Consider the following 24,257-nt stretch of genomic DNA (forward strand, 5'->3'; position numbering starts at 1 on the left):
TTCCGTGACGTCGAGCGGCCCGTCTACGACACGCGGATGGCCGACCAGCTCGACACCGCGGTCGAACAGCACGGCAAGGGCGACCTGACCGCCCTTCTCTCCGGTAACGACACCTGGACTGTGGGGAGTTCCTCATGACGTACGTGATCGCTCAGCCCTGCGTCGACATCAAGGACAAGGCCTGTGTCGAAGAGTGCCCCGTGGACTGCATCTACGAGGGCCCGCGCAAGATGTACATCAACCCGGACGAATGCGTGGACTGCGGCGCCTGCGAGTCCGCCTGCCCCATGGAGGCCATCTTCTTCGAGGAGGACCTCCCGCAGGAGTGGTCGGCGTTCCGCGCGGCGGACACCGAGTTCTGCGCGGAGCTGGGCGGCGGCGCGAGCGACACCGGCCCGGCCGAGGAGGACCACCCGTTCGTCGCCGGCCGGCCGGTTCCGACGAGCTGACCGGGCGGGGACCCGGGGGGGCGCGGGCCGGCCCGGTTGGCCTGAGTGTCTCCTGTGCGGTACCGGGGTCGGTGATTACTGTCGATCCGTCAGATTCCGCTGCGGGAGGGAGCCGCCCGTGCGTCCACGGCGTCTCGTCCGAGGACTTCCGTCGATCGCCGCCGTGGTGATCGCCCTGTCGGCCGTGTCCGCCGGACCGGCAGTGGCCGGGCAGGCCCCGCGGGCGGAAGGGCGCGACTCCCCGGCGACGCCTCTTCCGCCCGAGCGACCGCTTGCGCCGGAGCAACCACTTCCGCCGGAGCAACCACTTCCGCCGAAGCAACCGCTTCCGCTGGAGCGGCTCTTCGACAACGCGGCGGTCAGCGACGACGCCCGCCCCGACGCGGCCGACTTCGACGGTTCGGGCGCCTCCCTGTCGGCCGGGGACCTGACGGCGGCGGGGTGGACGCCCGGCCGGGCACTCACCGTGCAGGGCGCCCGGCTCGTCTGGCCGCACCGGCGGCCCGGCGAACCGGACAACGTACGGGCCGACGGGCAGTCCGTCCGCGTCACCGGGCGCGGCGACGCGCTCGCCTTCCTGGTCGCGGGCACGGACGGCGCGGACACCGGCGGCACGGGCGCGGTCTCCTACGCCGACGGCACCCGCTCCTCGTACCGGCTGACCGTCCCCGACTGGCGCACCGGCCCGCTCGCCACGAAGGCCGTCGCCCTGCCGCACGTCAACACACCCGCCGGCCGGCTCACCGAGAAGGCCCGGCTGTACGTCGTCACGGCACCGCTCGTGCCGGGGCGCGCGGTGGCCTCCGTACGGCTGCCGAGCGCGCCGGGGCTGCATGTGTTCGCCCTGTCCGTGCGGGACGACGGGACCGGCTGGACGGGGAGTTGGGCGGCGGGCACCTCCGGGTATCCGGCGCTGGGGCCCTGGCAGGACCGGACGCTGCGGCTCGTGGTGCACACGTCGGTGGGCGGGCCGCGGGTGCGGCTGCGCTTCGACAACACCTTCGCGTCGGCGCCGGTACGGATCGGCGCCGCCACGGTGGCCGTGCAGGCCGCGGGGGCCGAGGCGCGGGGGACGCCGGTGCCGGTGTCGTTCCGGGGCGTGCCCGGTGTGGAGATCCCGGCGGGGGCGCAGGCGTTCACCGATCCGCTGGACTTCGCGGTGCCGGCCGACGCCAACCTGCTGGTGAGCTTCCATCTGCCGGACACGGTGACGGCGGCGCCCGTGCACCGGCTCGCCGTGCAGCGGTCGTATCTGAGCGAACCGGGCGACCACACGGCCGACGGCCCGGCGACGGCGTACTCGACGACCCGGACCGACTGGCCGCTGCTGACCGGGGTGGACGTGGTCGGCGGGCCGGGGTCCGTGGTGGCGCTCGGGGACTCGATCACCGACGGGGACCGGTCGACGACGGACGCCAACCGGCGCTGGCCCGATGTGCTGGCCACACGGCTGCGGGCGCAGCATGTGGTCCCGCACTATGGGGTCCTCAACCAGGGAATCTCCGGCAACCGTGTGGTCTCCGACCGCTATCCCGGCGACGGGGTCTCGACGGACAACTCGGGCGTGAGCGCCCTGCACCGGTTCGACCGGGACGTCCTCGCGCAGACCTCGGTGCGCACCGCGGTGGTCTTCGAGGGCGTGAACGACCTGCTGGCGGGGGCCGGCGCCGAGCAGGTGACCGCCGGGCTGCGGGAGCTCGCGGACCGGGGACACGCCCGGGGGCTGCGGATGCTGGCGGCGACGATCCTGCCCTGCGGGGGCCGGGCGGGCTGCACGGACGCCGTGGACGCCGAGCGGACCGCCGTCAACACCTGGCTGCGGGAGAGCGGCCTGTTCGACGGGGTGCTGGACTTCGACGCGGTGATCCGCGACCCCGCGCAGCCGACGCGCATGCTTCCCGCGTACGACAGCGGCGACCATCTGCACCCGGGCGACACGGGGTTGGCGGCGCTGGCGGAGTCGGTGGACCTGCGGCTCCTGTAGGGCTGGCGCCTGTTGGGCTACACGTCGAGGTCGACGACCACCGGCGCGTGGTCCGAGGCGCCCTTGCCCTTGCGCTCCTCCCGGTCGACGTACGCGTCCTTGACGGCCGTGGCGAACGGTTCGTTGCCGTACACCAGGTCGATGCGCATGCCGCGGTTCTTGGGGAAGCAGAGCTGGCGGTAGTCCCAGTACGTGTACGGGTGCTCGTACTTGAGGGGGCGCGGGACCACGTCCGACAGGCCGGCCTCGCGCAGGGAGGCGAGGGCGGCGCGCTCGGCGGGGGTGACGTGGGTGGAGCCCTCGAAGGCGGAGACGTCGTACACGTCGTCGTCCGTCGGCGCCACGTTGTAGTCGCCCAGGACCGCGAAGGGGCGGCTGCCGCCCGCGTCACCGGCGACGGCCGCCTTCAGGGCCTCGAACCACTGGAGCTTGTAGGCGTAGTGGGGGTGGCCGACCTCGCGGCCGTTGGGCACGTACACCGACCAGACGCGGACCGGGCCACAGGTCGCCGAGACGGCGCGGGGCTCCACCACACCGTCGTATCCGGGGTCGCCCGGCAGCCCCTTGACCACGTCCTCCAGGCCGACGCGGGAGAGCACCGCCACGCCGTTCCACCGGCCGTTGGCGTTGACCGCCGCCTCGTAGCCCAGCTCGCGCAGCTGGTCGAACGGGAACTGCTCCTCGGCCAGCTTGGCCTCCTGGAGGCACAGCACGTCCGTGCCGGTGCTCTCCAGCCAGGCCAGCAGCCTCGGCAGGCGGGCGGTGATCGAGTTCACGTTCCAGGTCGCGATGCGCATGCCTGACAACCTACCCGGCGGGACTGACAACGCGGCTTCCGCCCGTTGGGCCCGTGACTCAGACCTCCGCGGACTCGCCCGGCGTCAGCCGCAGGTGCTCCGTGCCGCCCAGGGCGCCGATCTGACGGTCGTAGATCGGGCGGGCGAGGTCGGTGAGCAGGGCGTCGTGGATGTCGTAGGCGCGCTGCGGCCCGACCTCACGGACGTAGTCGATGACCTCGGAGATCTTGTTCCAGGGGGCCATGACCGGCAGCATCAGCGTCTCGACCGGCCGGCCGGGGACGGTGAGGGCGTCGCCGGGCTGGAAGACGCGGCCGCCGTCGATGAGGAAGCCGATGTTGGTGATGCGCGGGATGTCGGGGTGGATCACCGCGTGCAGCTCGCCGTGCACCTCGACGTCGAAGCCGGCGGCGGTGAAGGTGTCGCCGTGGCCGACGGTGTGCACACGGCCCGGGAAGGCGGCCGAGATCTGCTCGGCGACCGACTTCAGGGTCCAGATCCGGGCCGCCGGGTTGGCCTCCATCGCGGCCCGCAGCCGGCCCTCGTCGAAATGGTCGGCATGCTCGTGCGTGACGAGGATCGCGTCCGCGCCGACGGCGGCGTCCTCCTCGCTGAACCCTCCGGGGTCGAGGACGAGTGTCCGCCCGTCCTTCTCCAGACGTACGCAGGCGTGCGACTTCTTCGTGAGCGTCAGCTTCATGAGATCCATCCTGCCGCGTTTCCGGCGCAGGCCGGGCGGCTCACTCCGTGGGCGTCGTCTCTTCCCTGATGACCTGCTGCGCCACCTTGAACGCGCTGTTGGCCGCCGGCAGGCCGCAGTAGACGGCCGCCTGGAGCAGGACCTCCCTGATCTCGCCCGGCGTGAGCCCGTTGCGCAGGGCGGCGCGGGTGTGGGTGGCCAGGTCGTCCAGGTGGCCGCCGGCGACCAGGGCGGTGAGGGTGACACAGCTGCGCGAACGGCGGTCGAGGCCGGGCCGGTCCCAGATCTCACCCCAGGCGTATCTGGTGAGGAACTCCTGGAAGTCGCCGGAGAAGTCGTCGGCCTGTGCGAGGGCCCGGTCCACGTGCGCGTCGCCGAGCACCTCGCGGCGCACCTTGATACCGGCGTCGTACGGGTCGGGCCGCCCCGCCTGCTGCGGCTGCGCGGCGGGGGGCGCGATCTCCGCGATGGGCGCGGCCTGGACCGGGGCGGGCAGGACCACCGGCTTGGCGAGCGACGCCGGGATGGCCACCTGGCCGGTGGAGGACTCGACGTAGCCCGGCTGCCAGGCGGTGGAGAAGTGCCTGACCAGCAGGTCGGTGACGGCGGCGGGCTGCTCCACCGGGACGAGGTGGGAGGCGCCGGGGACGACGGCGAGCCGGGCGTCCGGTATGCCGGCGACCAGCGTGCGGGCCTCGGCGGGGCCGGTGACCTGGTCGTCCGAGCCGACCAGGACCAGGGTGGGCACGCCGACGCGGCCCAGCTCGGAGCGGACGTCGAATGCGGCGAGCGCTTCGCAGGCGGCGATGTAGCAGCCGGGGTCCGTGGTGCGCACCATCTGCACCGCCCACTCGGTGATGGCCGCCTGCGCGGCGACGAACCCGCTGGTGAACCAGCGGTCCGGGGAGGTACGGGCGATGGGGTCGAGCCCGTTGGTCCGTACGATCACCCCGCGCTGGCGGAACTCGTCGGCCGTGCCGAAGCGCGGGGAGGCGGCGATCAGCGCGAGCGAGGCGAGCCGCTCCGGGTGGCCGAGCGCCAGCTCGATGCCGATGGCGCCGCCGAGGGCGCACCCCGCGTAGCCGAAGCGCTGCACGCCGAGGCCGTCGAGCGTGGCGAGCAGCCGGGCCGCCAGATCGCCCACGGAGCCCGCCGGGTACGCCGGTGCGCCGCCGTGTCCCGGCAGATCGAACCGGAAGACGCGCCACTGCTTCGTGAGCTCCGGCACCTGGCGGTCCCACATGTGCCAGGTGGTGCCGAGGGAGGGACCGAGGATGAGGACCGGGGCGTCTTCCGGGCCGTCGAAGCGGTACTGGAGGGCGGGGGGCTGCGTCTCACTCACCGCTCCACGCTAACCGCCGTGTCTGTACGCCCGGCCCCTCGACCCCCAGTCCCCACACCCGGCTCCCGCGGATCACCGGGGAACCCTCACACGGTCTTCACCGGATGCGGGGCGGGGCGAGTGCCGGGTGGAGGCGCGCCGGGCTGGGTGGCGGGTCAGAGGTCGCCCGGGCTGCCGAGGCCGGTCAGGGCGCCGACGGGATCGAGGTCGGGGGTGCCGCGAGGCCACCAGTCGTCGTGACCCGGTTCCGACTCGTAGGCGTACCACAGGCCGTCCCGGCCGAGGCGCAGCTGGACGTGGCCGCGGGGATGGGTGAGGCGGTTGCGCCACGGGCGGAACGGGGGCAGGTCGGCGGCGAGGAGAAGGGGACGCGCCCGGTCGAAACGTCCCGCCGGGGGGTCCCACGGTTCTTCGAGCACCGCCAGGCCCTCCAACCCGCCCTGCCGCCAGGCGGCGACCGCGCGGGCCAGCTCCGCCGGGGTGCGTTCGGCGGCCGAGGCGAGGGTGGAGTAGAGCGTGCGGGTGGCGGCGGTGAGGCCCGAGCCGGGGCGGGCGGCGGCGAGCCGGACCGCGTCCTGCCAGAACGTCAGCTCCGCCACCGGGTCGTGGCCGGTGACGAGGAGGGCGTGGGCGCGGGCGGCGGCGTCGGTCGCGAGCTGGTCCAGCGCGAAGGGGTCCGGGCCGCCCGGGGCCGCGGGGTAGACGGGGGGCTGCTCGGGGTGCGGGGGCACGGGCGACGGCGGTGGCAGCGGCGGCAGCCGGCGGTCGCGGGCGACGACGTCGGCGGCGCGTACGCCGGGCAGGGGCGCGGGTTCCTGCTCCTGGGCGGCGCGGGCCGCGCGGGCGGCGTTCAGGCGGGAGAGGGAGTCGAGGAGTTCGCGTTCGCCCCGGCCGCGCAGCAGGAGCAGCACGAAGGGGTCGGCGTCGAGGAGGCGGGCGGTCTGGTAGCACAGGGCCGCAGCGTGCTTGCAGGGATGGCCCCGGTCGGGGCAGCTGCACCGGGGGTCGAGGTCGCCCGGACCCGGCAGCAACGGCACCCCGCAGTCGGCCAGTGACTGGGGCAGCTCCTTGTCCAGCAGCGCGGCGATGTGCCCGGGGCGCTCGACGGCGACGTCCAGGAAACGGTCCCAGTCCGCGTCGTCGAGGGTGCGCACGCGCACCTGCACGCGGTACGGCCGGGGACGGCTGCCCTGGACGTAGGCGAGCACGAGGCCCGGGGTCACCGTGATGGCGTCCACGTTGCCCTGGTCGGCATAACCCCGCCCCCGCGCGAGCCGCTTGCCGTCCAACGCCCCCTCTTCCAACGCCGCCACCCACGCGTTCCCCCACCACGTCTCCGCGAACCGAGCATCACCGCCGGAGGAACGGGCCGGAAGGGCGGCAAAAGTACGACGCAGATCACCATCCCGGGAGGGCGCGCCCATGGAGCGAGGCCGGCGGGGGGCACCGGTCGGTGGCGGGGAGGCCACGCCGGGGGTGAAGGCGGGAGCGGGGGTGGCAGCGGGGGTGGAGCTGGTAGTGGAGCTGGTAGTGGGACTGGCCGTGGAACTGGGCGTGGAGCTGGTGGTGGGACTGGAGGTGGCGGTGGGGTTGGGCGACGTGGGACCGACGAAGGGTGCCGCGGCGCTGCGGGAAACCGCGGGGCCGGAGGGGCGGGGTCCGGAGCCGGAGGAAGCCGCGGTGCCGGACGAAGCCGCGGTGCCGGAGGAGTCGGCCCCGGCTCCAGCGGGAGCCGCAGGGTCGCCGGCGGAATGCCGGCGGGGGCCGGCGCCGGACGAAGCCGCAGGGCCGGAGAAGTCAGCCTCGGCATCCACAGGAGCCACAGGGTCGCCAGCGGAATGCCGGCGGGGGCCGGCGCCGGACGAAGCCGCGGGGTCGGAGGAGTGAGCCTCGGCGTTCGCGGGAGTCGCAGTGTCGTCGGCGGAATGTGGCGCGGTGCCGTGGATGCCAGGTGTCGCCTTCCGCGCGACGGACTCCGGGGAGACCGAACTTCCCGTGCCCCCAACGGCGTTGGCGCCTCCTTCCGCTTCCTGCTGGTCCGGCTCGGATGGCATGCGGAAGGCGTCGCCGAGCAAGTCCCGCACGCTGCGCGCCCGAACCCCGCCGGCCCGCCGTGCTCCACGGTCCGGACGACCGCCACCGCCGGCCCGGCCCGCGCGCCGCGTCTCCCGCGCGGACGCGTCTTCAGGCGCGCCGCCAGCCCCGTCCTCCCCGCCACGGGCCTGCCGTGCCGCGCCCCGCGCCGCCCGCAACGCCTCCCGTGCGGCGTCGGCGGGACGCACCACCCGCGCCTCGGCACCGCCACCCTCGTCGCGCCGGGACGGAGAGTCTGGCGGCGGCGTGGACACCGCGTCGTCGTCGGAGTCGTCCGCGGTTTCGGTGCCCGAGCCGTCTGCTCCCTGACGTGCCTCACCATCGTCCGGGCCCACCTCGTCCCCGCCGTACCGGCCCGCCCGGACCGCCTGCCGCAACGCCGCGCGAGCGGCGTCACCGGGCCGTTCCGCGGCACGTTCCGCTTCCTTCGCGCCCTCCCCGCTCACCGGCGCGTGCTCACTCTCCGTCTTCTCCTCGCCCGCCCCCTTCTCCCGCCGCTCCCGCGCCTCCCGCAACGCGCGGCGTGCCTCGTCCGCCGGTCGGTCCGTCATGCCGGCCTCCGCAAGGACACCAGGTCGGACAGCTCACGGTCGGTGAGCTCCGTGAGGGCCGACTCGCCGGAGCCGAGGATCGCGTCGGCGAGGGCGCGCTTGGACTGGAGCATGTCGGCGATACGGTCCTCGACGGTGCCCTCGGTGATGAGGCGGTGCACCTGGACCGGCTGGGTCTGGCCGATGCGGTAGGCGCGGTCGGTGGCCTGTTCCTCGACCGCCGGGTTCCACCAGCGGTCGAAGTGGATGACATGGCCCGCACGGGTGAGGTTCAGGCCCGTGCCGGCCGCCTTCAACGACAGCACCAGGACCGGCGTGGCGCCGGCCTGGAAGCGGTCCACCATGCGCTCCCGCTCGGCGACGGGCGTGCCGCCGTGCAGGAGGTCGACCGGGACCGCCCGGGAGGCCAGGTGCGCGGTGATCAGCCGGGCCATGCCGACGTACTGCGTGAAGACGAGCGCCGAGCCGTCCTCCGCCAGCAGCGTGTCCAACAGCTCGTCGAGGAGGGCGAGTTTGCCCGAGCGGGCGAGCAGGCGGCCGTCGGCGTGCGGCTCCTCCTTGAGGTACAGCGCGGGGTGGTCGCAGATCTGCTTCAGCGCGCCCAGCAGCTTCAGCACCAGCCCCCGGCGCGCGATGCCGTCGGAGGTCTCGATGGCGAGCATCGACTCCCGCACCACCGCCTCGTACAGCGCCGCCTGTTCGCGGGTGAGCGGCACGGGGTGGTCCGTCTCCGTCTTGGGCGGCAGCTCGGGGACGATGCCGGGATCGGACTTCTTGCGGCGCAGCAGGAAGGGACGGACCAGGGCGGCCAGGCGGGTCACCGCCTCCTCGTCCTCGCCGTTCTCCACCGCGCGCGCGTGCCGGGCGCGGAAGGACTTGAGCGGGCCGAGCAGGCCGGGGGTCGTCCAGTCGAGCAGGGCCCACAGTTCGGAGAGGTTGTTCTCCACCGGCGTGCCGGTGAGCGCCACCCGGGCCGGCGTCGGGATGGTGCGCAGCGCCTTGGCCGTCGCCGAGTAGGGATTCTTGACGTGTTGCGCCTCGTCGGCGACGACCATGCCCCACCGCTGCTCGGCCAGCCGCGGGGCCGCCGTGCGCATGGTGCCGTACGTCGTCAGGACGAAACCGCCGGCCAGGTCGTCCAGGGTGCGGTCGGGGCCGTGGAAGCGGCGGACGGGGACGCCGGGGGCGAACCGGGTGATCTCGCGCTGCCAGTTGCCGAGCAGGGAGGCCGGGCAGACCACCAGGGTCGGCTCGGTGCGGGCGCGCTTGAGGTGCAGCGCGATCACGGTGATCGTCTTGCCGAGGCCCATGTCGTCGGCGAGGCAGCCGCCGAGGCCCAGGGAGGTCATGAGGTCCAGCCAGGCCAGGCCGCGCAGCTGGTAGTCCCGGAGGGTGGCGTGCAGGCCCGGCGGCGGTTCGGCGGGGCGTACGCCGGCCGTCAGGCGGTCGCGCAGGGCCGCCAGCGCGCCGACCGGTACCGCCTCGACGCTCTCGCCGTCGACCTCGGCGCTGCCGGTGAGGGCGACGGACAGCGCGTCGACCGGGTCGAGCAGGCCCAGCTCCCGTTTGCGGGCCTTGCGCACGAGCGCCGGGTCGACGAGCACCCAGCGGTCCCTGAGCCGGACGACCGGGCGGTGCGTCTCGGCGAGGGCGTCCATCTCGGCCTCGGACAGCGGGTCGCCGCCCAGCGCCAACTGCCAGCGGAACTGCAGCAGTTCCTCGCTCTCGAAGAAACCGGTGCCGTCCGTGGCGGAGCCGGGCGCGGGCCGGACCACCGCGGCCGCGGTCAGGTCCTGCGCCAGGTCCCGCGGCCAGTGCACGGCGACTCCGGCGGCCGCGAGCCGCGCCGCCGCCACGCCGAGCAGGTCGCCCAGTTCCTCGTCGGACAGGGCCAGGACGTCGGGGACGTCCTGCTCGGACAGCCGGTCCAGTGGGGCCCAGATGCGGGCCGCGCGGCGGATCGCGAGGGCGGCGTCCACCCGCGCGCGGGGGCCGAACGCGGCGGCCGCCTCGCCCGCCCACAGGGCCGCCGCGTCGACGACGAGGGTGGGGTCGGCGAGGCTGTGCACCTGGACGATCGCCGCGCCCGCCGTGCGCACCCCCGCGTCGGCGTCGTCGCCGTCGAACAGTTCGTACGCCGACAGGTCCAGGCGGAGCGAGACGCGCACGCCCGCGTCCATGCCGGCGGCGACCTCCGCGGCCCAGTCGTGGGCGGCGGGCAGGTGCTGGGGTCGGCGGTCGGCGAAGGGCCTGCCGGAGGCGTGGGCGGCGGCGGGGGTGCGGGGCAGGGTGTCGGCGACCGCGTCCAGGAAGGAGCGCAGCAGCGCCTCCGGCTCGGGCAGCCGCAGTGGTCCGGACCCGGGCAGCGGCACCGCGTGGCCCTCGTACGGCAGGGCCGCGGCGATCGCCCTGAGGTGCGCGATGTCGTCCGGGTCGAGGGGTCCGGCCCGCCACGCGTCGTGCCCGGAGGGCGTCAGGCCGGGCAGCAGGCGGCCACGGGCGACCAGCCCCAGGGCGTGCAGCGCGGCGGCTCCCCAGCAGGCGGTGGCGGGGTGCGCGCCGGCCTCGCGGCGGGCCCGGACGAGAAGGGGCAGCGCCTCGCCGACCGGCAGGCAGAGCGCGCGGGCGCTGCGGCGCCGTACACCCGCGCCGTGCGGTCGTACGACCGTGAGCTCCGTGGTCCCGTCCGCAGGCGATCCACCGTCCGGGTTGCCTTCCGGAAGCGACCCGCCGTCCGGGTCCCAGAAGGCGATGCGTCCGTCCCGCGGGAGGGGCGCCGGCAGGTAGACGGCCGCCATTCGCAGCGGTACCCGCTCGGTCACCGCAGCCCTGTCGCTCATACGACCTGTCACCTCCCGCCCGTGTGTCGGATCAGACGTCTTCGACTCTACGGGCGGGGTCTGACAATCGGCCCCGGCGACCGGGCCGGGGCCGGTCGCGTCAGGGAACCGTGCGGGAGACGACGTAGAAGAACGGGTTGTTCGGGTCCGCCAGGCTCATGACGATGTCCTGGGTCGGCTTCGGGTTCTTCTGCTTGTGGACGAGGCCGTACCAGGGGCCGGGGCCGGTGAACTTCCAGCCGGTGATCTTCTGGTCGCGCGCGCTGATGGTGATGTCGCCGCGCTGGAAGTCGGAGCGCCTGACGCCCAGGTCGGCGAGGAAGACGTCCAGGTTCCGGAGCGGGGTCTGGAACTGGACGTAGAGGCGGCTGGTCTTCCAGTTGTTCGTCTCGTAGTAGGCGACCTTGCCGGACGGGTGCGGCATCGGCACCTCGTACAGGCGGCGCTGCACCTTCGACGGCCAGCCCCTGGTCAGGCCGGTCGCCGAGTACTTCGCCTCCTTGTCCTTGCCGGCGTCGCGGCTCTGGTTGGCGGAGATCACCAGGTAGCCCGCGGGGACGCCGATGAGCAGCACGATGATGAGCAGGGTGAGCGCCCGGCGGCGGATCATGTGGCGGCGGTCCTCGACGGGCCCGGACGGCTCGTCCGGGGGCGCGGCCTGACGCGGCAGCGAGGCCGTCATGCGGTGTCCCGGGTGGAGCGGCGGGCCTCCGTGTACCGCGCGTAGCGTTCGTGGCGCTCGACGCGGCGGCGGTTGGCGCGGCGGAAGCGGCGGGCGACCAGACGGGCCAGGTCGGCGGCGCCGACCATGCCGGCCTCGGGGCCGAGCTGGGCGCGCACGATGCGGGCCTCGGGACGGTAGCCGCGGCCGGTGAGGTGGCGCTTGAAGGCGTCCCGGGCGGGGCCGATCAGCAGGTCGTCGGCGGCCGAGACACCGCCGCCGATCACGAAGCAGGAGGGGTCCAGGGCGGCCGCCAGGTTGGCGATGCCGACGCCGAGCCACTGGCCGATGTCCTGCAGCAGCTCGATGCACATCGCGTCGCCCTCGCGGGCCAGCTCGGTGATCATCGGGCCGGTGATGTCGCCGACGCTGCCCTTGACGTGCTCGATGATCCCGTACGCCACCGGGGAGTCGGCCGCGGCCAGCTCGCGCGCCTCGCGCACCAGGGCGTTGCCCGAGCTGTACTGCTCCCAGCAGCCGCGGTTGCCGCACGGGCAGCGGTGGCCGCCGGGCACGACCTGCATGTGGCCGAACTCGCCGGCGACGCCGTACTTGCCGCGCTTGACCTGGCCGTCCTCCAGGATCGCGCCGCCGATGCCGGTGCCCAGGGTGATCATGACGAGGTGGTCCTCGCCGCGGCCGGCGCCGAAGCGCCACTCGGCCCAGGCGGCGGAGTTCGCGTCGTTGTCGACCAGGACGGGCACGGCGAGACGGCCGGCGAGACGGTCGCGCAGCGGCTCGTTGCGCCAGGACAGGTGCGGCGCGAACAGGACGCGGTTGCGGTCGGCGTCGACCCAGCCGGCCGCGCCGATGCCGACGGCGTGCACGTCGTGCCGGTCGGAGAGGTCCAGGACCAGTTCGACGATCGTGTCCTCGACGACCTTGGGGCTCTTGGACTTGTCCGGCGTCTCGGTGCGGACCTTCTCCAGGATGTTGCCGTCGGCGTCCACCACGCCCGCCATCACCTTGGTGCCGCCGATGTCGATGCCGACGGTGGGGACACGGGGCGCGGTCAGGTGTGACCGGCGCTCCCTCGTGCCGACGGTGCGGAGCGCGGGGGCGCGGCGGGAGCCTATGGGGGCCGTGAAGTTGCCGTAGGTGCTCATCAAGGCCCGATTCTGCCTCACCGCGGGTAAGGGTGCTGTGCGGGGGAGCAAAGGCGGACGGGGGATGTGCGCCCAGTCCGGGTGGGGCGGACGGACGGCCGCGCGCCGGCAGGCCCTTCGATTGTCGTTACATTACGACCATCGGGCGGACTTCGCCGTACTCGTCCCCTACGTGCGCACCAGCAACTGGAACTCGAAGGAGTAGCGGGTCGGCCGGTAGGTGTGCGTGCCGTACTCGACGGCCCGGCCGGTGTCGTCGAACGTGACGCGCTGCATGGTGAGCAGCGGGGCGCCCTCCGGTTCGGCCAGCCGCTCGGCCTCGGCGGCCGTGGCGGCGCGGGCCCCGATCGTCTGCCGGGCACTGTGCAGGGTGATGCCGGCCGCGCGCATCATGCGGTACAGGCCGGTCGTCTCCAGCTGCTCCGTGCCCAAATCGAGCAGGCCCGGCGGGATGAAGTTGCACAGGTACGCCATCGGCTCGCCGTGCGCGAGGCGCAGCCGCTCCACCCGGTGCACATCGCCGTCCTCGGCCACCCCGAGGGCGGCGGCGACCTCGGCGGTCGCCGGGACGACGGTGTTGACCAGCACCTTCGTCGCGGGTCGCTGGCCGGCCGCCTCCAGGTCGTCGTAGAGGCTGGAGAGCTCCAGGGGGCGTTTGACCTGGCTGTGCACGACCTGCGTGCCGACGCCGCGGCGGCGCACCAGCAGACCCTTGTCGACCAGGGACTGGATGGCCTGGCGGACGGTGGGCCGGGACAGGCCGAGCCGGGCGGCCAGCTCGATCTCATTGCCCAGCAGGCTGCCCGGCGTGAGCGCTCCGTGCTCGATCGCCGCCTCCAACTGCTGGGACAGCTGGAAGTACAACGGCACGGGAGAGCTCCGGTCCACACTGAGCTCGAGCGACACGGTCGGGTCCACTTCTGGTTTCGGCACGGCCCGAGCGTAGCTCCACACGTTGTTGACGGGAAGTTGTGTAGTTCGGTTGTCCGGACATACGGATTGACAGCGTCCACACCAAACCCGCACTTTGTTTTCATGCGCATCGGGGTCATCGGTACGGGCCGCATAGGCACCATCCACGCGAACACGCTCAGTCGCCACCGCGAGGTCGGCTCTCTCATCCTCACCGACACGGACCCGGCCCGGGCCCAGGATCTGGCCCATCGTTTAGGAGAGACGGCGGCCCCCGGGGTGGACGAGATCTTCCGGTGGGGCGTCGACGCGGTGGTGATCACCACGGCGACCTCGGCGCACGCCGAACTGATCGGTCGGGCAGCACGGTCCGGGCTGCCGGTGTTCTGCGAGAAGCCCATCGCGCTCGACCTGCCCGGCACGCTGAGCGCACTCGCCGAGGTCGAGTCCGCCGGGACGATCCTGCAGATGGGGTTCCAGCGCCGCTTCGACGCGGGCTACACGGGCGCGCGGGAAGCGGTCCGCGCGGGCCGGCTCGGGCGGCTGCACACCGTACGAGCGCTCACCAGCGACCAGGCGCCGCCCGCGGCCGAGTGGCTGGCGCTGTCCGGCGGGCTGTACCGGGACACGCTGATCCACGACTTCGACATGCTGCGCTGGGTGACGGGGCGCGAGGTCGTCGACGTGTACGCGGCCGCTTCCGACGCCGGAGGGGCGGTGTTCCGCGCGGCGGGCGACGTCGACACGGGCGCCGCCCTGCTCACGCTGGACGACGGCACGCTCGCCACGGCCACCGCGACCCGGCTGAACGGCGCCGGGTACGACGTCCGCATGGAGCTGGCCGGGGAGCTCGACCAGATCGCCGTCGGGCTGGACGACCGTACGCCCATCGCGTCCACCGAGCCGACCGGGCCGCCGGCCGCGGACAAGCCGTGGACCGGGTTCCTGGAGCGCTTCGGGCCCGCCTACGAGGCGGAACTGGCCGCGTTCGTGGAGGTGGTGCTGGGCCAACGGGCCAACCCCTGCGACGGGCGCGAGGCCCTGCAGGCGCTGCGGATCGCCGAGGCGTGCGAGGTCTCCCGGCGGGAGCGCAGACCGGTGGCGCTCGCGGAGATCCCCGGCGGGGCGGAGTCCGCGTTCAGGTGAGCAGGCGTATCGCGGATGCGGTGGTGTCCGTGGCCAGGACGGACTCGCAGTGGGCGCACCGCAGGGCGTACGGGCGGACGACGTTGGTCTGGAGGAAGTCCGCGCCGGACTCCTTGGTCCTCGGGCAGTAGTAGCCGAGGTGCAGGCGCACCCACGGGTGGCTGGTGGGCGCCAGGCCCCGCTTGCCGTCCTTGGCGTCCTCGAAGGGCGCCCACCAGAAGTCGACGAGGGCCCGCAGGGCGAGCCGCCCGGAGCCGGTGGTGGTGTCGTACGCGGCGATGCGGCCCGCGGTGTAGTGGCTCTTGAAGCCGCTGCTGCCGGAGCACAGGGCCCGTTCGGCGCCGCGCTCGAAGATGGTGGTGCGGTCGGTCCGCTCGCAGATGAAGCAGTCCACGGTGAACTCCACCTTGGAACGCCAGTGCAGGTTGTGGAAGTCGTCGCCGTCGAGCCGTCCGGTCAGCTCGGCGGTGATCTCCGCGGTACGCAGCACGCGTGCCCCCTCGAAAGTCCTCGGCGGGCGTTCTACCAGCGCACCGGCAGGCTGCGCACCCCGCGCATCAGCATGCCCGGCAGCCAGTCGCCGGGCGGGCCGTCGAGGGCGAGGTCCGGGGCGCGCTCCAGGAGGGTGCGGATCGCGGTGCGCGCCTCGAGCCGGGCCAGGGGGGCGCCGAGGCAGTAGTGGATGCCGTGGCCGAAGGCGAGGTGGCCGCGGGCGTCGCGGCGGATGTCGAAGCGGTCCGGGTCGGGGTGGCGGGTGCCGTCCCGGCCGGCGGCGGTGAGGCCGACCATCACCGCCTCGCCGGGCGCGATGCTCGTGCCGCCGATCTCCAGGCGCTCGGCGGCGAAGCGGAACGTGGCGTTCTCCACCGGTCCCTCGTAGCGCAGCATCTCCTCGACCGCGCCGTCGATCAGGGTCATGTCCGCGCGCAGGGCGGCCAGTTGGTCCGGGTGGGTGAGCAGGGCGAGGACGCCGCTGCCGATCAGGTTCACCGTCGTCTCGTGGCCGGCGATCAGCAGCACGAAGGCCATACCGCGCAGTTCGCCCGGCGAGAGGCGGTCGCCGTCCTCCGCGGTGGTGCGGATCAGGTCGCTCAGCAGGTCGTCGCCCGGGCCGGCGCGGCGCTTGTCCTGGATCAGCTCCGTGAGGTACGCGGCGAGCCGCTCGAAGGCCGCGTACTCGCTCTGCGCGCTGGTGGGCGCGACGGCCTCCGTCGACACCTTGCGGAACTCCGCGCGGTCCATCTCCGGCACGCCCAGCAGCTCGCAGATCACCGTGATCGGCAGGGGGTACGCGAACGACTCCACGAGGTCGGCGCGGCCGTGCGGGAGCATCTCGTCGAGCAGGGTGTCGGTGATCTGCCGGATCCTCGGCCGCAGTTCCTCCACGCGGCGCATGGTGAAGGCACGGGAGACCAGGGAGCGCAGGCGGGTGTGCTGGGGCGGGTCGGCGATCAGGAGGTACTTCCCGATCAGCTGCTCGTCCAGGAACGTCATGCCGATCCTGGTGCCGTCCTTGGCGAGCCGCGGGTCCGCGAGGGCGGCGCGCGCCTCCTCGTAGCCGACGACGAGCCAGGTCTCGTAGTGCTCGTCGGGCACGGGCAGCCGCACCCGGTGCACCGGGCCGCGCTCGCGCAGCCGCGCGTACACGGGATGCGGGTCGCGGCGGAAGTCGTCGCCGAACTCCCCCAGGTCGATCACGTCCGTCATGCCTCTCCCCCGTCGCTTCCCGGCTCCCGCCCTCACCCCTCCCCCCGACAACGCCCGGCACCCGCCGCTAGTGCCCGTTCCCCTCCGCTTCCTCCAACAGCCCCGCGTCGTACGCCAGCAGGGCGATCTGTACGCGGTTGTTGAGGTCCAGTTTGGCCAGGATGCGGGAGACGTGGGTCTTGACGGTGGCCACGCTCATGAAGAGCCCGGCGGCGATCTCGGCGTTGGCCAGACCGCGGCCGACGGCGACGGCGACCTCGCGTTCGCGGTCGTTGAGGGTGGCGAGGCGCTCACGCGCGCGTGCCCGGCGGGTGTCGGCCGCGGAGTCGACGGCGTGGTCCATCAGACGGCGGGTGACGACGGGCGACAGCACGGGATCGCCGGCCGCGACCCTGCGTACGGCGTCGACGATCTCGGTCGGCGGGGTGTCCTTGAGGACGAACCCGGCGGCGCCCGCGCGCAGGGCGCGCAGGACCTGTTCGTCGGCGTGGAAGGTGGTGAGCACCACGACCTGCGGGGCGTCCGGGCGCCCGCGCAGTCGCTCCGTGGCCGTCAGGCCGTCCACCGACGGCATCCGGATGTCCATGAGCACGACGTCCGGGCGCGTGCGCTCGACCAGCGCCTCCACGTCGGCGCCGTCGGCGGCCTCGCCGACGATCTCGATGTCCTCGGCACCGCCCATCATGAGGGACAGTCCGGCCCGCACCAGAGGATCGTCGTCCACGAGGAGCAGTCTGATCGCAGTCATGCGCTCACAAAACCACGCCGCCCCCGCCCGCGCGGCGTGCTCGGCCCGCCCGGGGGCCTGAACTGCGGTACACCGAGGACGAACACCCGCGAGCGCACGGGCACACGGACCGCCGGTCACGGCACGCGCACGTGGCGGACACACGGACCGACGGTCAGGGCAAGCGCGCGTGGGCGAGCACACGGACCAACGACCACAGCACGCGCACGTGGGCGAGCACACGGACCGATGGTCATGGCACGCACGCGTGGGCGAGCACACGGACCGATGGTCATGGCACGCACGCGTGGGCGGGGCACACGGACAACGACCACGGCACGCGCGTATGGGCAGACGCGCCGACCGCCGGTCACGGCACGCACGTGTGGGGCGCGATCTCGGACACGGCGAGAGCGGACGGTACTGGCGCGGCAGGCTCACGCATCCCGGGCGCGGACAGTACTGGCGCGGCAAGCGGGGACATCGCGGGCGCGGACGGCGCTGGCACCGCGGGCACGTACGCGTGAGAGCCGGCCTCGGGCACCTCGGGAGGCGACGCGCCCTGGCGCAGAGGGCACGCGCGCGTGGATGGGCGCGCCTCGCCGGGGCGCGGTGGGCGGGGTCGGCACAGTTGCGGCGCACGTCACCCCCTGCGAACCGCCGCCTCATCCCCCCGCCCCCCACGAACCGCCACCTCATCCCCCCGCCCCCCACGAACCGCCACCTCATCCCCCCGCCCCCTACAAACCGCCACCTCATCCCCCCGCCCCCCACGAACCGCGGCCTCATCCCCCCGCCCCCCACGGCAACCATCCCCGCACCTCGAACCCCCCGTCCGACGCGACCCCGTGTTCCAGGCGTCCGCCGGCCAGTGTCGCGCGTTCCGTCAGGCCGATCAGGCCCTGGCCGGAGCCGGGGACGTGCGGGACCTCGCCCTCGGGGGGCGGGTTGCGTACCGTCACCGTCAGGCCCTCCCCCGGCGCTCCCGTGAGGGACACCGTGACCTCGGTGCCGGGGGCGTGTTTGCGGGCGTTGGTCAGGCCCTCCTGGGCGATGCGGTAGGCGGTGCGGCCGACGGAGGCCGGGACGGCGGCGGAGTCGGTGACACGGCTGTCGAGGGCGACCTTCATGCCGGCCTCGCGGGACTCGGCGACCAGCGCGTCCAGCGCGGCGAGCGTCGGCTGCGGACGCCCCGTCTCGTCGGGCTCCCCGGCCCGCAGCACGCCGATGATCTCGCGCAGGTCCTGGAGGGCCTCGTGGGCGCTCTCCCGGATGACGCCGGCGGCCCGGGCGACCTCCTCGCGGGGCGCGTCCGGCCGGAACTCCAGCGCTCCGGCGTGCACGCTGAGCAGGGTCAGCCGGTGCGCGAGGACGTCGTGCATCTCGCGGGCGATGGCCTCGCGCGCGAGCCGCTGCGCCTGCTCGGCCCGCAGCCGCGCCTCCGTCTCGGCGCGCCGGGCGCGGTCGCGCAGACTCAGCATCAGCTGCCGTTTGGACCGTACGAACATCCCCCAGCCGATGACCGTGAGCGTGAGCAGTTCGGCGAAGGCGACCGCGCCCGCGTAGGGCAGGTCGGGATCGGGGCGCATCCAGGAGAACAGCGGGATCAGCGCGAGGGAGACACCGCCGATCCAGGCGACGTACCGGAAGGGCCGGTGCACGGCGAGGCTGAACAGGACGACCATGCCGGTGCCGCCCGCCGTGCTGGACAGCAGCCCGACGGGGAGCATGGCGACGGCGAGGCCGACCGGCCAGCGTCGGCGCAGCCAGACGGCGGCGCAGGCCAGGGCGCCGAGGAGCTGGTCGAAGACGGCGAGGGAGTGCGACAGGTGCGGCTGGTCGTGCAGGGAGTTGGCGGCCGCGAGCGCGACGGCGACGGCCAGCAGGAAGCAGGTGACGTCGACGACCCAGTCCCGCGCGGTGCGCCGCGGCCGGGCGGACCGGCCGGCGTCGGGGTCGAGTTCGTGCAGTACGGCGGACGGGAAGAGCCACCGGTGTCCCACGACCCGCGCGGCGGCCGACGTCGCCTCTTCATCCCTCACGGTCGACAAATCTACGCAGGGAAGCCGCCGTTCACCCCTGCGCGAGGCCGATCGCCGACCAAAGTCGCGCCGCCGCAGACTTTCGGCGCGCAGGCACCCGTCGCGGGCAACCGCAGCCCCGGCGGACGCGGCTCGCCCCGCGGCCGATGTGGGGGGACCGCGGGGCGAGGGTGGTGCCGTGGAAAGCGTTGCCGGGAATCCGGCGGGTGAGCCGGAGTGCGGCAGGTGAGCCGGAGGCCCGGGTGAGCGCGGCCGGGCCCTCCGGACGGTCGCGCCGCTCCTCAGCGGACCGCCGGGCGGAGGAAGCCGCTCAGCAGCCGAAGTCGATCAGGTCGAACGTGGCGTAGTGGTCCGCCGTGTAGTAGTCCTCCTCGTACTCCTCGCCGGTGACGATGCGGCGAGCTCCGCGCGTGGAGGAGCCAGGCGTGATGACGGTGTACTCGTGGTAGTACCCGGACGGCTGTGAGGGGAGCACGCCTTCGCGGTTCTGGAAGACGGTGCCGTCCTGCGCGTACGGAAAGGGGCCGCCCGACGCGATGAGGTCGAGCGTGTCGTACGCCTGGGAGGGCAGGTCGCTGTAGCAGATGCTGCCGACGGAGGTGGCAGCGGCGTCCGCCGTGGTGGCGGAGACGGTGCCGCCCACGAGGAGGGCGGACAGAAGTGCGGCTGCGGCGCCGATCCGAGTGGCGCGTGGGGGGAATCTCATGCCCTCATGATGACGCGCGTAGATGGTGGCATGTCAATGACAACTCCGCAGAATTTCCCGTCAAGTCCGATGAGTTTTCCGGCAGTTAACGTGGGGCCGCGCGCCGCCACACGGCCCCCACACGGCGTTCGGTCAGGCGTTCTCGAGGAGTTCGTAGGAGCCGTATTCGGGCCGCCCGGCCAGGTCGTACGTCTGGATGGAGACCCCGGCGGAGGTGACGAGGCCGCCGGTGTGGCGGAACCTGGTCGGCAGGGCGCCCTCCGCGAAGAAGCGCAGGCCCGTGCCGAGCACGACCGGGAAGGTCGCCAGGTGCAGGGTGTCGACCAGGTCCAGGGCGAGCAGCGACTGCACGAGGGCGCCGCTGCCGTGCACCTGGAGCTCGCCGTCGGTGCGCTCCTTGAGGGCGGTGACCTCCTTGGCGAGGTCACCGCCGAGGACGGTCGTGCCGGCCCAGGAGGGGTCGGTGAGGGTGGCCGAGGGCACGTACTTCGGCAGAGTGTTCAACTGGGCGGCGACGAGGTTGTCGGGGTCGGTCACCTTGGGCCAGTACGCGGCGAAGATGTCGTACGTACGGCGGCCGAGGAGGAACGCGCCGGGGCGTTCGAAGACCTCGGTGACGAACCGGCCGAAGTCGTCGTCGCCGTAGACGAAGCTCCAGCCGCCGTGCTCGAAGCCGCCCCGGGTGTCCTCCTGGGGGCCGCCGGGGGCCTGGTAGACGCCGTCGAGTGTGACGAAGATCGTGGAGACGAGCTTGCCCATGGCGGGTTCCTGCTTCCTGGTGCGGGGTCTGCTGTCATCACCTCAGACCCCGCCGGCGCCCGCAACTCATCGGTGGTCGGCCGGGCCGGTCATCCCGCGTGCGTGGAGAACAGGCCGCCGGTCGGGCCCTGCTTGTCCCCGCCCTGGGCCTTCTTCAGGGCGTTCGCCAGCCCCTCGATGGTCAGGGACTGCAGGATCACCCGGCCGTTGCCCTCCAGGGTGGCCAGGGACAGGCCCTCGCCGCCGAAGACGGCGTTCATCAGGCCCTGGCGGTTGAGGCCGCCGACGCGCTGGACGCCGTACTGGATGCCCTCCTCGAAGGCGACGACACAGCCGGTGTCGACCTCGATGCGGCCGCCGAAGTCGGCCGGGTTGAGGTCGATGAAGTTGCCGGCACCGGCGATGATCACCGTGCCGTGGCCGGTGAACTTCTCCAGGATGAAGCCCTCGCCGCCGCTCATGCCGGTGCGGCCGCCCTGGAAGGCGATGCCGAAGTCGACGGTGGACTCGGCGGCCACGAAGGCGTCCTTCTCGGCGAACCACGCGCGCGTGCCGTCGAGCTCCAGGGCGCGCATCTCGCCGGGGAGCACGCCCGCGAAGCCGACGGTGCCCTCGCCGCCCTGGGAGGTGAAGTACTGGAACGCCAGCGACTCGCCCGCCAGCATGCGCTGGCCGACCTGCATGGCGGTGCCCATGGCCTGGCGCAGCATGCCGCCCATGCCGCCGCCTCCGCCCTGCTGCTGGCCGCCGCCGGACGGACCGGACAGACGGGTCTCCATGGTCACGTTCGCCGTCTTGAACAGGAACTTTCCGGCCTCGCAGTACACGGTCTGACCGAGCTGCAGGTTGACGACCGCCATCTGCATGGCGTTGCCGACGATCTCTTGCTGAAGTGTCACGCCGGGACAACGACGGAGGCGACCGGAAGAGTTCCGGCCCGCTCGGCGGAACCTCCTCCTCACATACGGACGGGCCGCGAAGTCACTCGTCCGGCGTCGGGGCGCGGCCCGTCCGGCGTCGGGGGCCAGCCGTCAGCCGCCCAGTTCCTGGTACCTGGCCCTCAGCGTCGCCGTGCCCTGCTCCGTCAGGGAGCCGAACAGGCGCAGACGGCTGATGCCTCCGTCGGGGTAGATGTCCACGCGCGCGTGCGTGCCGACGGACGGGGCCGGCAGGACGAAGCGGTGGTTGGTGTCGGGCTGGAGGCGGGTGCGCGGGAGGACCTCGCGCCAGTCGCCGTCCTCCCCGTCCCGCACGGACACCGCCGCCCAGCCCGCGCTGTTGCCCTTGAGGTACGCCGTGTCGATCTCCAGCGCACGGATTTCGGCCTGCGCGGCCAGGCGGTAGCGGATCCAGTCGTTGCCCTGGTCACGGCGCCGGCGCGTCTCCCAGCCGTCGTCCATCTTGCGGGAGCGGCCCGGCTGGATGGTGTTGGTGGCCGGCGAGTAGAAGAGGTCGGAGGCGTCCTCGACCCGGCCGCCGTTCTCCAGGGCGACCACGTCGAAGGTGCCGAGGACCGCCAGCCACTCCGGGTCGGGCACGACCTCGCCGTGCACGCGCAGGCGGGCGATGCCGCCGTCGGGGTGCTGGTTGACGCGCAGGTGTGTGAAGCGCTGCTCGACGGCGACGGCGAAGCCGTTCGCCGCGTGGCCGCCGACCGGGGTGCGCGGCACCAGGGTCGTCCACTTCACGTCGTCGCCGAGGAGTTCCCGCGGGGAGGGCGCGCCGGGGACGGACGTGCCCTCGACGGACACCGCCTGCGGGTGGTTGCCGCGGAAGTGGGCCGTGTCGACGACGACGCCCCGCACGACGCCGGGCGCGCCGAGGCGCACCAGCGCCCAGTCGTGGTCGTCGGCGGCGGGCCAGGGGTGCTCGGCGCTCGCGCCGCGCCGGCGGCGGGTCTCCCAGCCGTCCATGATCTTGCCCTTGTGCCCGAAGTGCTCGGGGTCGAACTCGGCGCGCCCGGGCACCAGGAGGTTCTCGCGCTGGGCGAAGAACTCGTCGTTGGCGGCGATGACACCGGCGCCCAGCTGCCGGTCGGCGAGGTTGGCGTACCGGGTGAAGGGGAAGTCGGCGGTGCGGTAGTCCGCGTACGGGTCGCCGCCTCCGTAGGGGTTCGCGTCGCCGGTGAAGCTCGGGATCGCCGTCACGAAGGGTGTCCTTTCGGGTGTCGGCCGCTGCGGGTGCGGGCGGGTCAGGGGGTGGGGGTGCGGGTCAGCAGCCGGCCTCTCGGCTCAGCAGCCGGCCCCTCGGCGCGGCGAACTCGCCGTCGGCGGCGATGCGTTCGCCGCGCAGCCAGGTCGACTTCACGACGCCGTACAGGGTCCTGCCCGCGTACGCCGTGACGCGGTTGCGGTGCTGGAGGGCCGCCGGGTCGACGGTGAACGTCTCGTCGGGCGCGAGGACCGCGAAGTCGGCGTCGCGCCCGGGCTCGATGGCGCCCTTGCGGGTGAGCCCGACCAGGTGGGAGGTCCGCGCGGACATCCAGCGGACCACGTCATCGAGGGTGTGCCCGCGCTCGCGCGCCGCCGTCCACACGGCGGGCAGGCTCAGCTGGAGTCCCGAAATGCCGCCCCAGGCGGTGGCGAAGTCGTCGGTCTTGAGGTCGGCGGTGGACGGCGAGTGGTCGGTGACCACGCAGTCGATGGTGCCGTCGGCCAGCGCCCGCCACAGCAGGTCCTGGTTGGCGGCCTCCCGGATCGGCGGGCAGCACTTGAACTCGCTGGCGCCGTCCGGGACTTCCTCGGCGGTGAGGGTGAGGTAGTGGGGGCAGGTCTCGACGGTGAGCCGGACGCCCCGCGCCTTGGCCCCGGCGATCAGCGGCAGGGCGTCGCTGGAGGACAGGTGCAGCACGTGCACGCGCGCGTGGAGGCGTTCTGCCTGGTCGACGAGGTGGGCGATCGCCGTGTCCTCGGCGTCACGGGGGCGGGAGGCGAGGAAGTCGGCGTACCGGGGGCCGCCCTGCTGCGGGGCCGCCGCCAAGTGGTGCGGGTCCTCGGCGTGCACGATCAGCAGGCCGTCGAAGGAGGCGATCTCGGCCATGGACCGGGCGAGCCGGTCCTGGTCGAGGTGCGGGAACTCGTCCACGCCGGACGGCGACAGGAACGCCTTGAAGCCGAAGACGCCCGCCTCGTGCAGCGGGCGGAGGTCCTTGACGTTGTCGGGCAGGGCGCCGCCCCAGAAGCCCACGTCTACGTGGGCCTTGTCGGCGGCGACCGCCTGCTTCGTACGGAGGTGGTCGACCGTGGTGGTCGGCGGGAGGGAGTTGAGGGGCATGTCGACGAGGGTGGTGATGCCGCCGGCCGCCGCCGCGCGGGTGGCGGTCCAGAAGCCCTCCCACTCGGTGCGGCCGGGGTCGTTGACGTGTACGTGGGTGTCGACCAGACCGGGCAGCAGCGCGTCGTCGCCGAGGTCCTCCAGGCGGGCGCCGGCCGGGACGGGGGCGTCGTGGGGCAGTACGGCCGTGATCGTGCCGGCGCGGACGGCGACCGAGGCGGCGCGCGTCCCCTCCGGTGTGACGACCCGCGTCGAGCGCAGCACCAGTTCTCCGTCGGACACCCCGACCCCTCTCTGCCGCCGTTAACTTCCACGTAACGGAATTCAACGTTCTGTTGAAGGAGTCTTCACTCCCGCTCCCGTACCGTCAAGAGCACGCGTCACCGCGGAGTCCCGCCGGA

General features: G+C 73.6%; 20 protein-coding genes and 1 pseudogene. 4 read left to right on the forward strand and 17 right to left on the reverse strand.

What is annotated here, in order from left to right; genetic code table 11:
- The 3 genes and pseudogenes from ACYF6T_RS36675 to ACYF6T_RS36685 all read left to right on the forward strand — a co-directional run.
- Nucleotides 1-138, forward strand: a pseudogene (locus ACYF6T_RS36675) (2-oxoacid:ferredoxin oxidoreductase subunit beta); the annotation flags it as partial.
- Entirely contained in the window at nt 135-449 is a 315-nt protein-coding gene (fdxA, locus tag ACYF6T_RS36680) for a ferredoxin (RefSeq protein ID WP_461702008.1), read from the forward strand. The pseudogene ACYF6T_RS36675 and the gene fdxA, both read left to right, overlap by 4 nt.
- Before the next feature lie 118 nt (nt 450-567).
- Nucleotides 568-2,433, forward strand: coding sequence for an SGNH/GDSL hydrolase family protein (locus ACYF6T_RS36685; RefSeq protein WP_461702009.1), 1,866 nt, complete (start codon nt 568-570; stop codon nt 2,431-2,433).
- 17 nt (nt 2,434-2,450) lie between these two features.
- Here the strand turns inward: ACYF6T_RS36685 and ACYF6T_RS36690 are convergent, their stop codons facing one another.
- The 8 genes from ACYF6T_RS36690 to ACYF6T_RS36725 form a co-directional block, all read right to left on the reverse strand.
- Nucleotides 2,451-3,230 carry an exodeoxyribonuclease III gene (locus ACYF6T_RS36690; protein ID WP_461702010.1) on the reverse strand — a complete coding sequence of 260 codons (780 nt, stop codon included), beginning with the start codon at nt 3,228-3,230 and terminating at the stop codon, nt 2,451-2,453.
- A 58-nt stretch (nt 3,231-3,288) separates the two neighbouring features.
- Nucleotides 3,289-3,924 carry an MBL fold metallo-hydrolase gene (locus ACYF6T_RS36695; RefSeq protein WP_461702086.1) on the reverse strand — a complete coding sequence of 212 codons (636 nt, stop codon included), beginning with the start codon at nt 3,922-3,924 and terminating at the stop codon, nt 3,289-3,291.
- Nucleotides 3,925-3,970: 46 nt separating this feature from the next.
- On the reverse strand, nt 3,971-5,272 hold the full coding sequence (gene pcaDC / locus ACYF6T_RS36700; RefSeq protein WP_461702011.1) for a bifunctional 3-oxoadipate enol-lactonase/4-carboxymuconolactone decarboxylase PcaDC: 1,302 nt from the start codon (nt 5,270-5,272) through the stop codon (nt 3,971-3,973).
- 155 nt (nt 5,273-5,427) lie between these two features.
- Complete coding sequence (locus ACYF6T_RS36705) at nt 5,428-7,326, reverse strand: SWIM zinc finger family protein (protein ID WP_461702088.1); 1,899 nt, start codon at nt 7,324-7,326, stop codon at nt 5,428-5,430.
- Between the two features lie 587 nt (nt 7,327-7,913).
- Nucleotides 7,914-10,757 (reverse strand): DEAD/DEAH box helicase, encoded by a 2,844-nt coding sequence (locus tag ACYF6T_RS36710; protein WP_461702012.1) that lies wholly within the window; start codon nt 10,755-10,757, stop codon nt 7,914-7,916.
- A gap of 100 nt (nt 10,758-10,857) precedes the next feature.
- Nucleotides 10,858-11,439 carry a sugar kinase gene (locus ACYF6T_RS36715; RefSeq protein ID WP_461702013.1) on the reverse strand — a complete coding sequence of 194 codons (582 nt, stop codon included), beginning with the start codon at nt 11,437-11,439 and terminating at the stop codon, nt 10,858-10,860.
- Nucleotides 11,436-12,584, reverse strand: coding sequence for an ROK family glucokinase (locus tag ACYF6T_RS36720; protein WP_461702090.1), 1,149 nt, complete (start codon nt 12,582-12,584; stop codon nt 11,436-11,438). The genes ACYF6T_RS36715 and ACYF6T_RS36720 overlap by 4 nt, the downstream gene beginning before the upstream one ends.
- A gap of 168 nt (nt 12,585-12,752) precedes the next feature.
- Nucleotides 12,753-13,490 (reverse strand): GntR family transcriptional regulator, encoded by a 738-nt coding sequence (locus tag ACYF6T_RS36725; RefSeq protein ID WP_461702092.1) that lies wholly within the window; start codon nt 13,488-13,490, stop codon nt 12,753-12,755.
- Between the two features lie 129 nt (nt 13,491-13,619).
- Here ACYF6T_RS36725 and ACYF6T_RS36730 point away from each other — a divergent pair, with 129 nt between their 5' ends.
- Nucleotides 13,620-14,642 carry a Gfo/Idh/MocA family protein gene (locus ACYF6T_RS36730; RefSeq protein WP_461702015.1) on the forward strand — a complete coding sequence of 341 codons (1,023 nt, stop codon included), beginning with the start codon at nt 13,620-13,622 and terminating at the stop codon, nt 14,640-14,642.
- On the opposite strand, the gene ACYF6T_RS36735 is transcribed toward ACYF6T_RS36730, so the two are convergent.
- The 9 genes from ACYF6T_RS36735 to allB form a co-directional block, all read right to left on the reverse strand.
- The gene (locus ACYF6T_RS36735; RefSeq protein ID WP_461702017.1) at nt 14,635-15,132 is read right to left on the reverse strand and encodes a hypothetical protein; all 498 of its coding nucleotides are present in this window, start codon (nt 15,130-15,132) and stop codon (nt 14,635-14,637) included. The two genes, ACYF6T_RS36730 and ACYF6T_RS36735, sit on opposite strands and share 8 nt — an antisense overlap.
- Before the next feature lie 32 nt (nt 15,133-15,164).
- A complete protein-coding gene (locus tag ACYF6T_RS36740; protein WP_461702018.1) occupies nt 15,165-16,349 on the reverse strand; it encodes a cytochrome P450 family protein in 1,185 nt (394 codons plus the stop codon).
- A 67-nt stretch (nt 16,350-16,416) separates the two neighbouring features.
- Entirely contained in the window at nt 16,417-17,097 is a 681-nt protein-coding gene (locus ACYF6T_RS36745; RefSeq protein WP_461702020.1) for a response regulator transcription factor, read from the reverse strand.
- A gap of 764 nt (nt 17,098-17,861) precedes the next feature.
- A complete protein-coding gene (locus ACYF6T_RS36750; RefSeq protein ID WP_461702021.1) occupies nt 17,862-19,127 on the reverse strand; it encodes a sensor histidine kinase in 1,266 nt (421 codons plus the stop codon).
- A 301-nt stretch (nt 19,128-19,428) separates the two neighbouring features.
- Nucleotides 19,429-19,824 carry a guanyl-specific ribonuclease gene (locus tag ACYF6T_RS36755; protein WP_461702022.1) on the reverse strand — a complete coding sequence of 132 codons (396 nt, stop codon included), beginning with the start codon at nt 19,822-19,824 and terminating at the stop codon, nt 19,429-19,431.
- Between the two features lie 132 nt (nt 19,825-19,956).
- Nucleotides 19,957-20,583 carry a dihydrofolate reductase family protein gene (locus ACYF6T_RS36760; protein ID WP_461702023.1) on the reverse strand — a complete coding sequence of 209 codons (627 nt, stop codon included), beginning with the start codon at nt 20,581-20,583 and terminating at the stop codon, nt 19,957-19,959.
- 89 nt (nt 20,584-20,672) lie between these two features.
- Nucleotides 20,673-21,482, reverse strand: a complete 810-nt coding sequence (locus ACYF6T_RS36765) for an AIM24 family protein (RefSeq protein WP_461702024.1) — start codon at nt 21,480-21,482, stop codon at nt 20,673-20,675.
- Nucleotides 21,483-21,614: 132 nt separating this feature from the next.
- Nucleotides 21,615-22,730, reverse strand: coding sequence for an allantoicase (gene alc, locus ACYF6T_RS36770; RefSeq protein ID WP_461702025.1), 1,116 nt, complete (start codon nt 22,728-22,730; stop codon nt 21,615-21,617).
- A gap of 64 nt (nt 22,731-22,794) precedes the next feature.
- A complete protein-coding gene (gene allB / locus ACYF6T_RS36775) occupies nt 22,795-24,138 on the reverse strand; it encodes an allantoinase AllB (RefSeq protein WP_461702026.1) in 1,344 nt (447 codons plus the stop codon).
- Between the last annotated feature and the right edge of the window lie 119 nt (nt 24,139-24,257).

This window comes from Streptomyces sp. 7R007 (assembly GCF_054850255.1).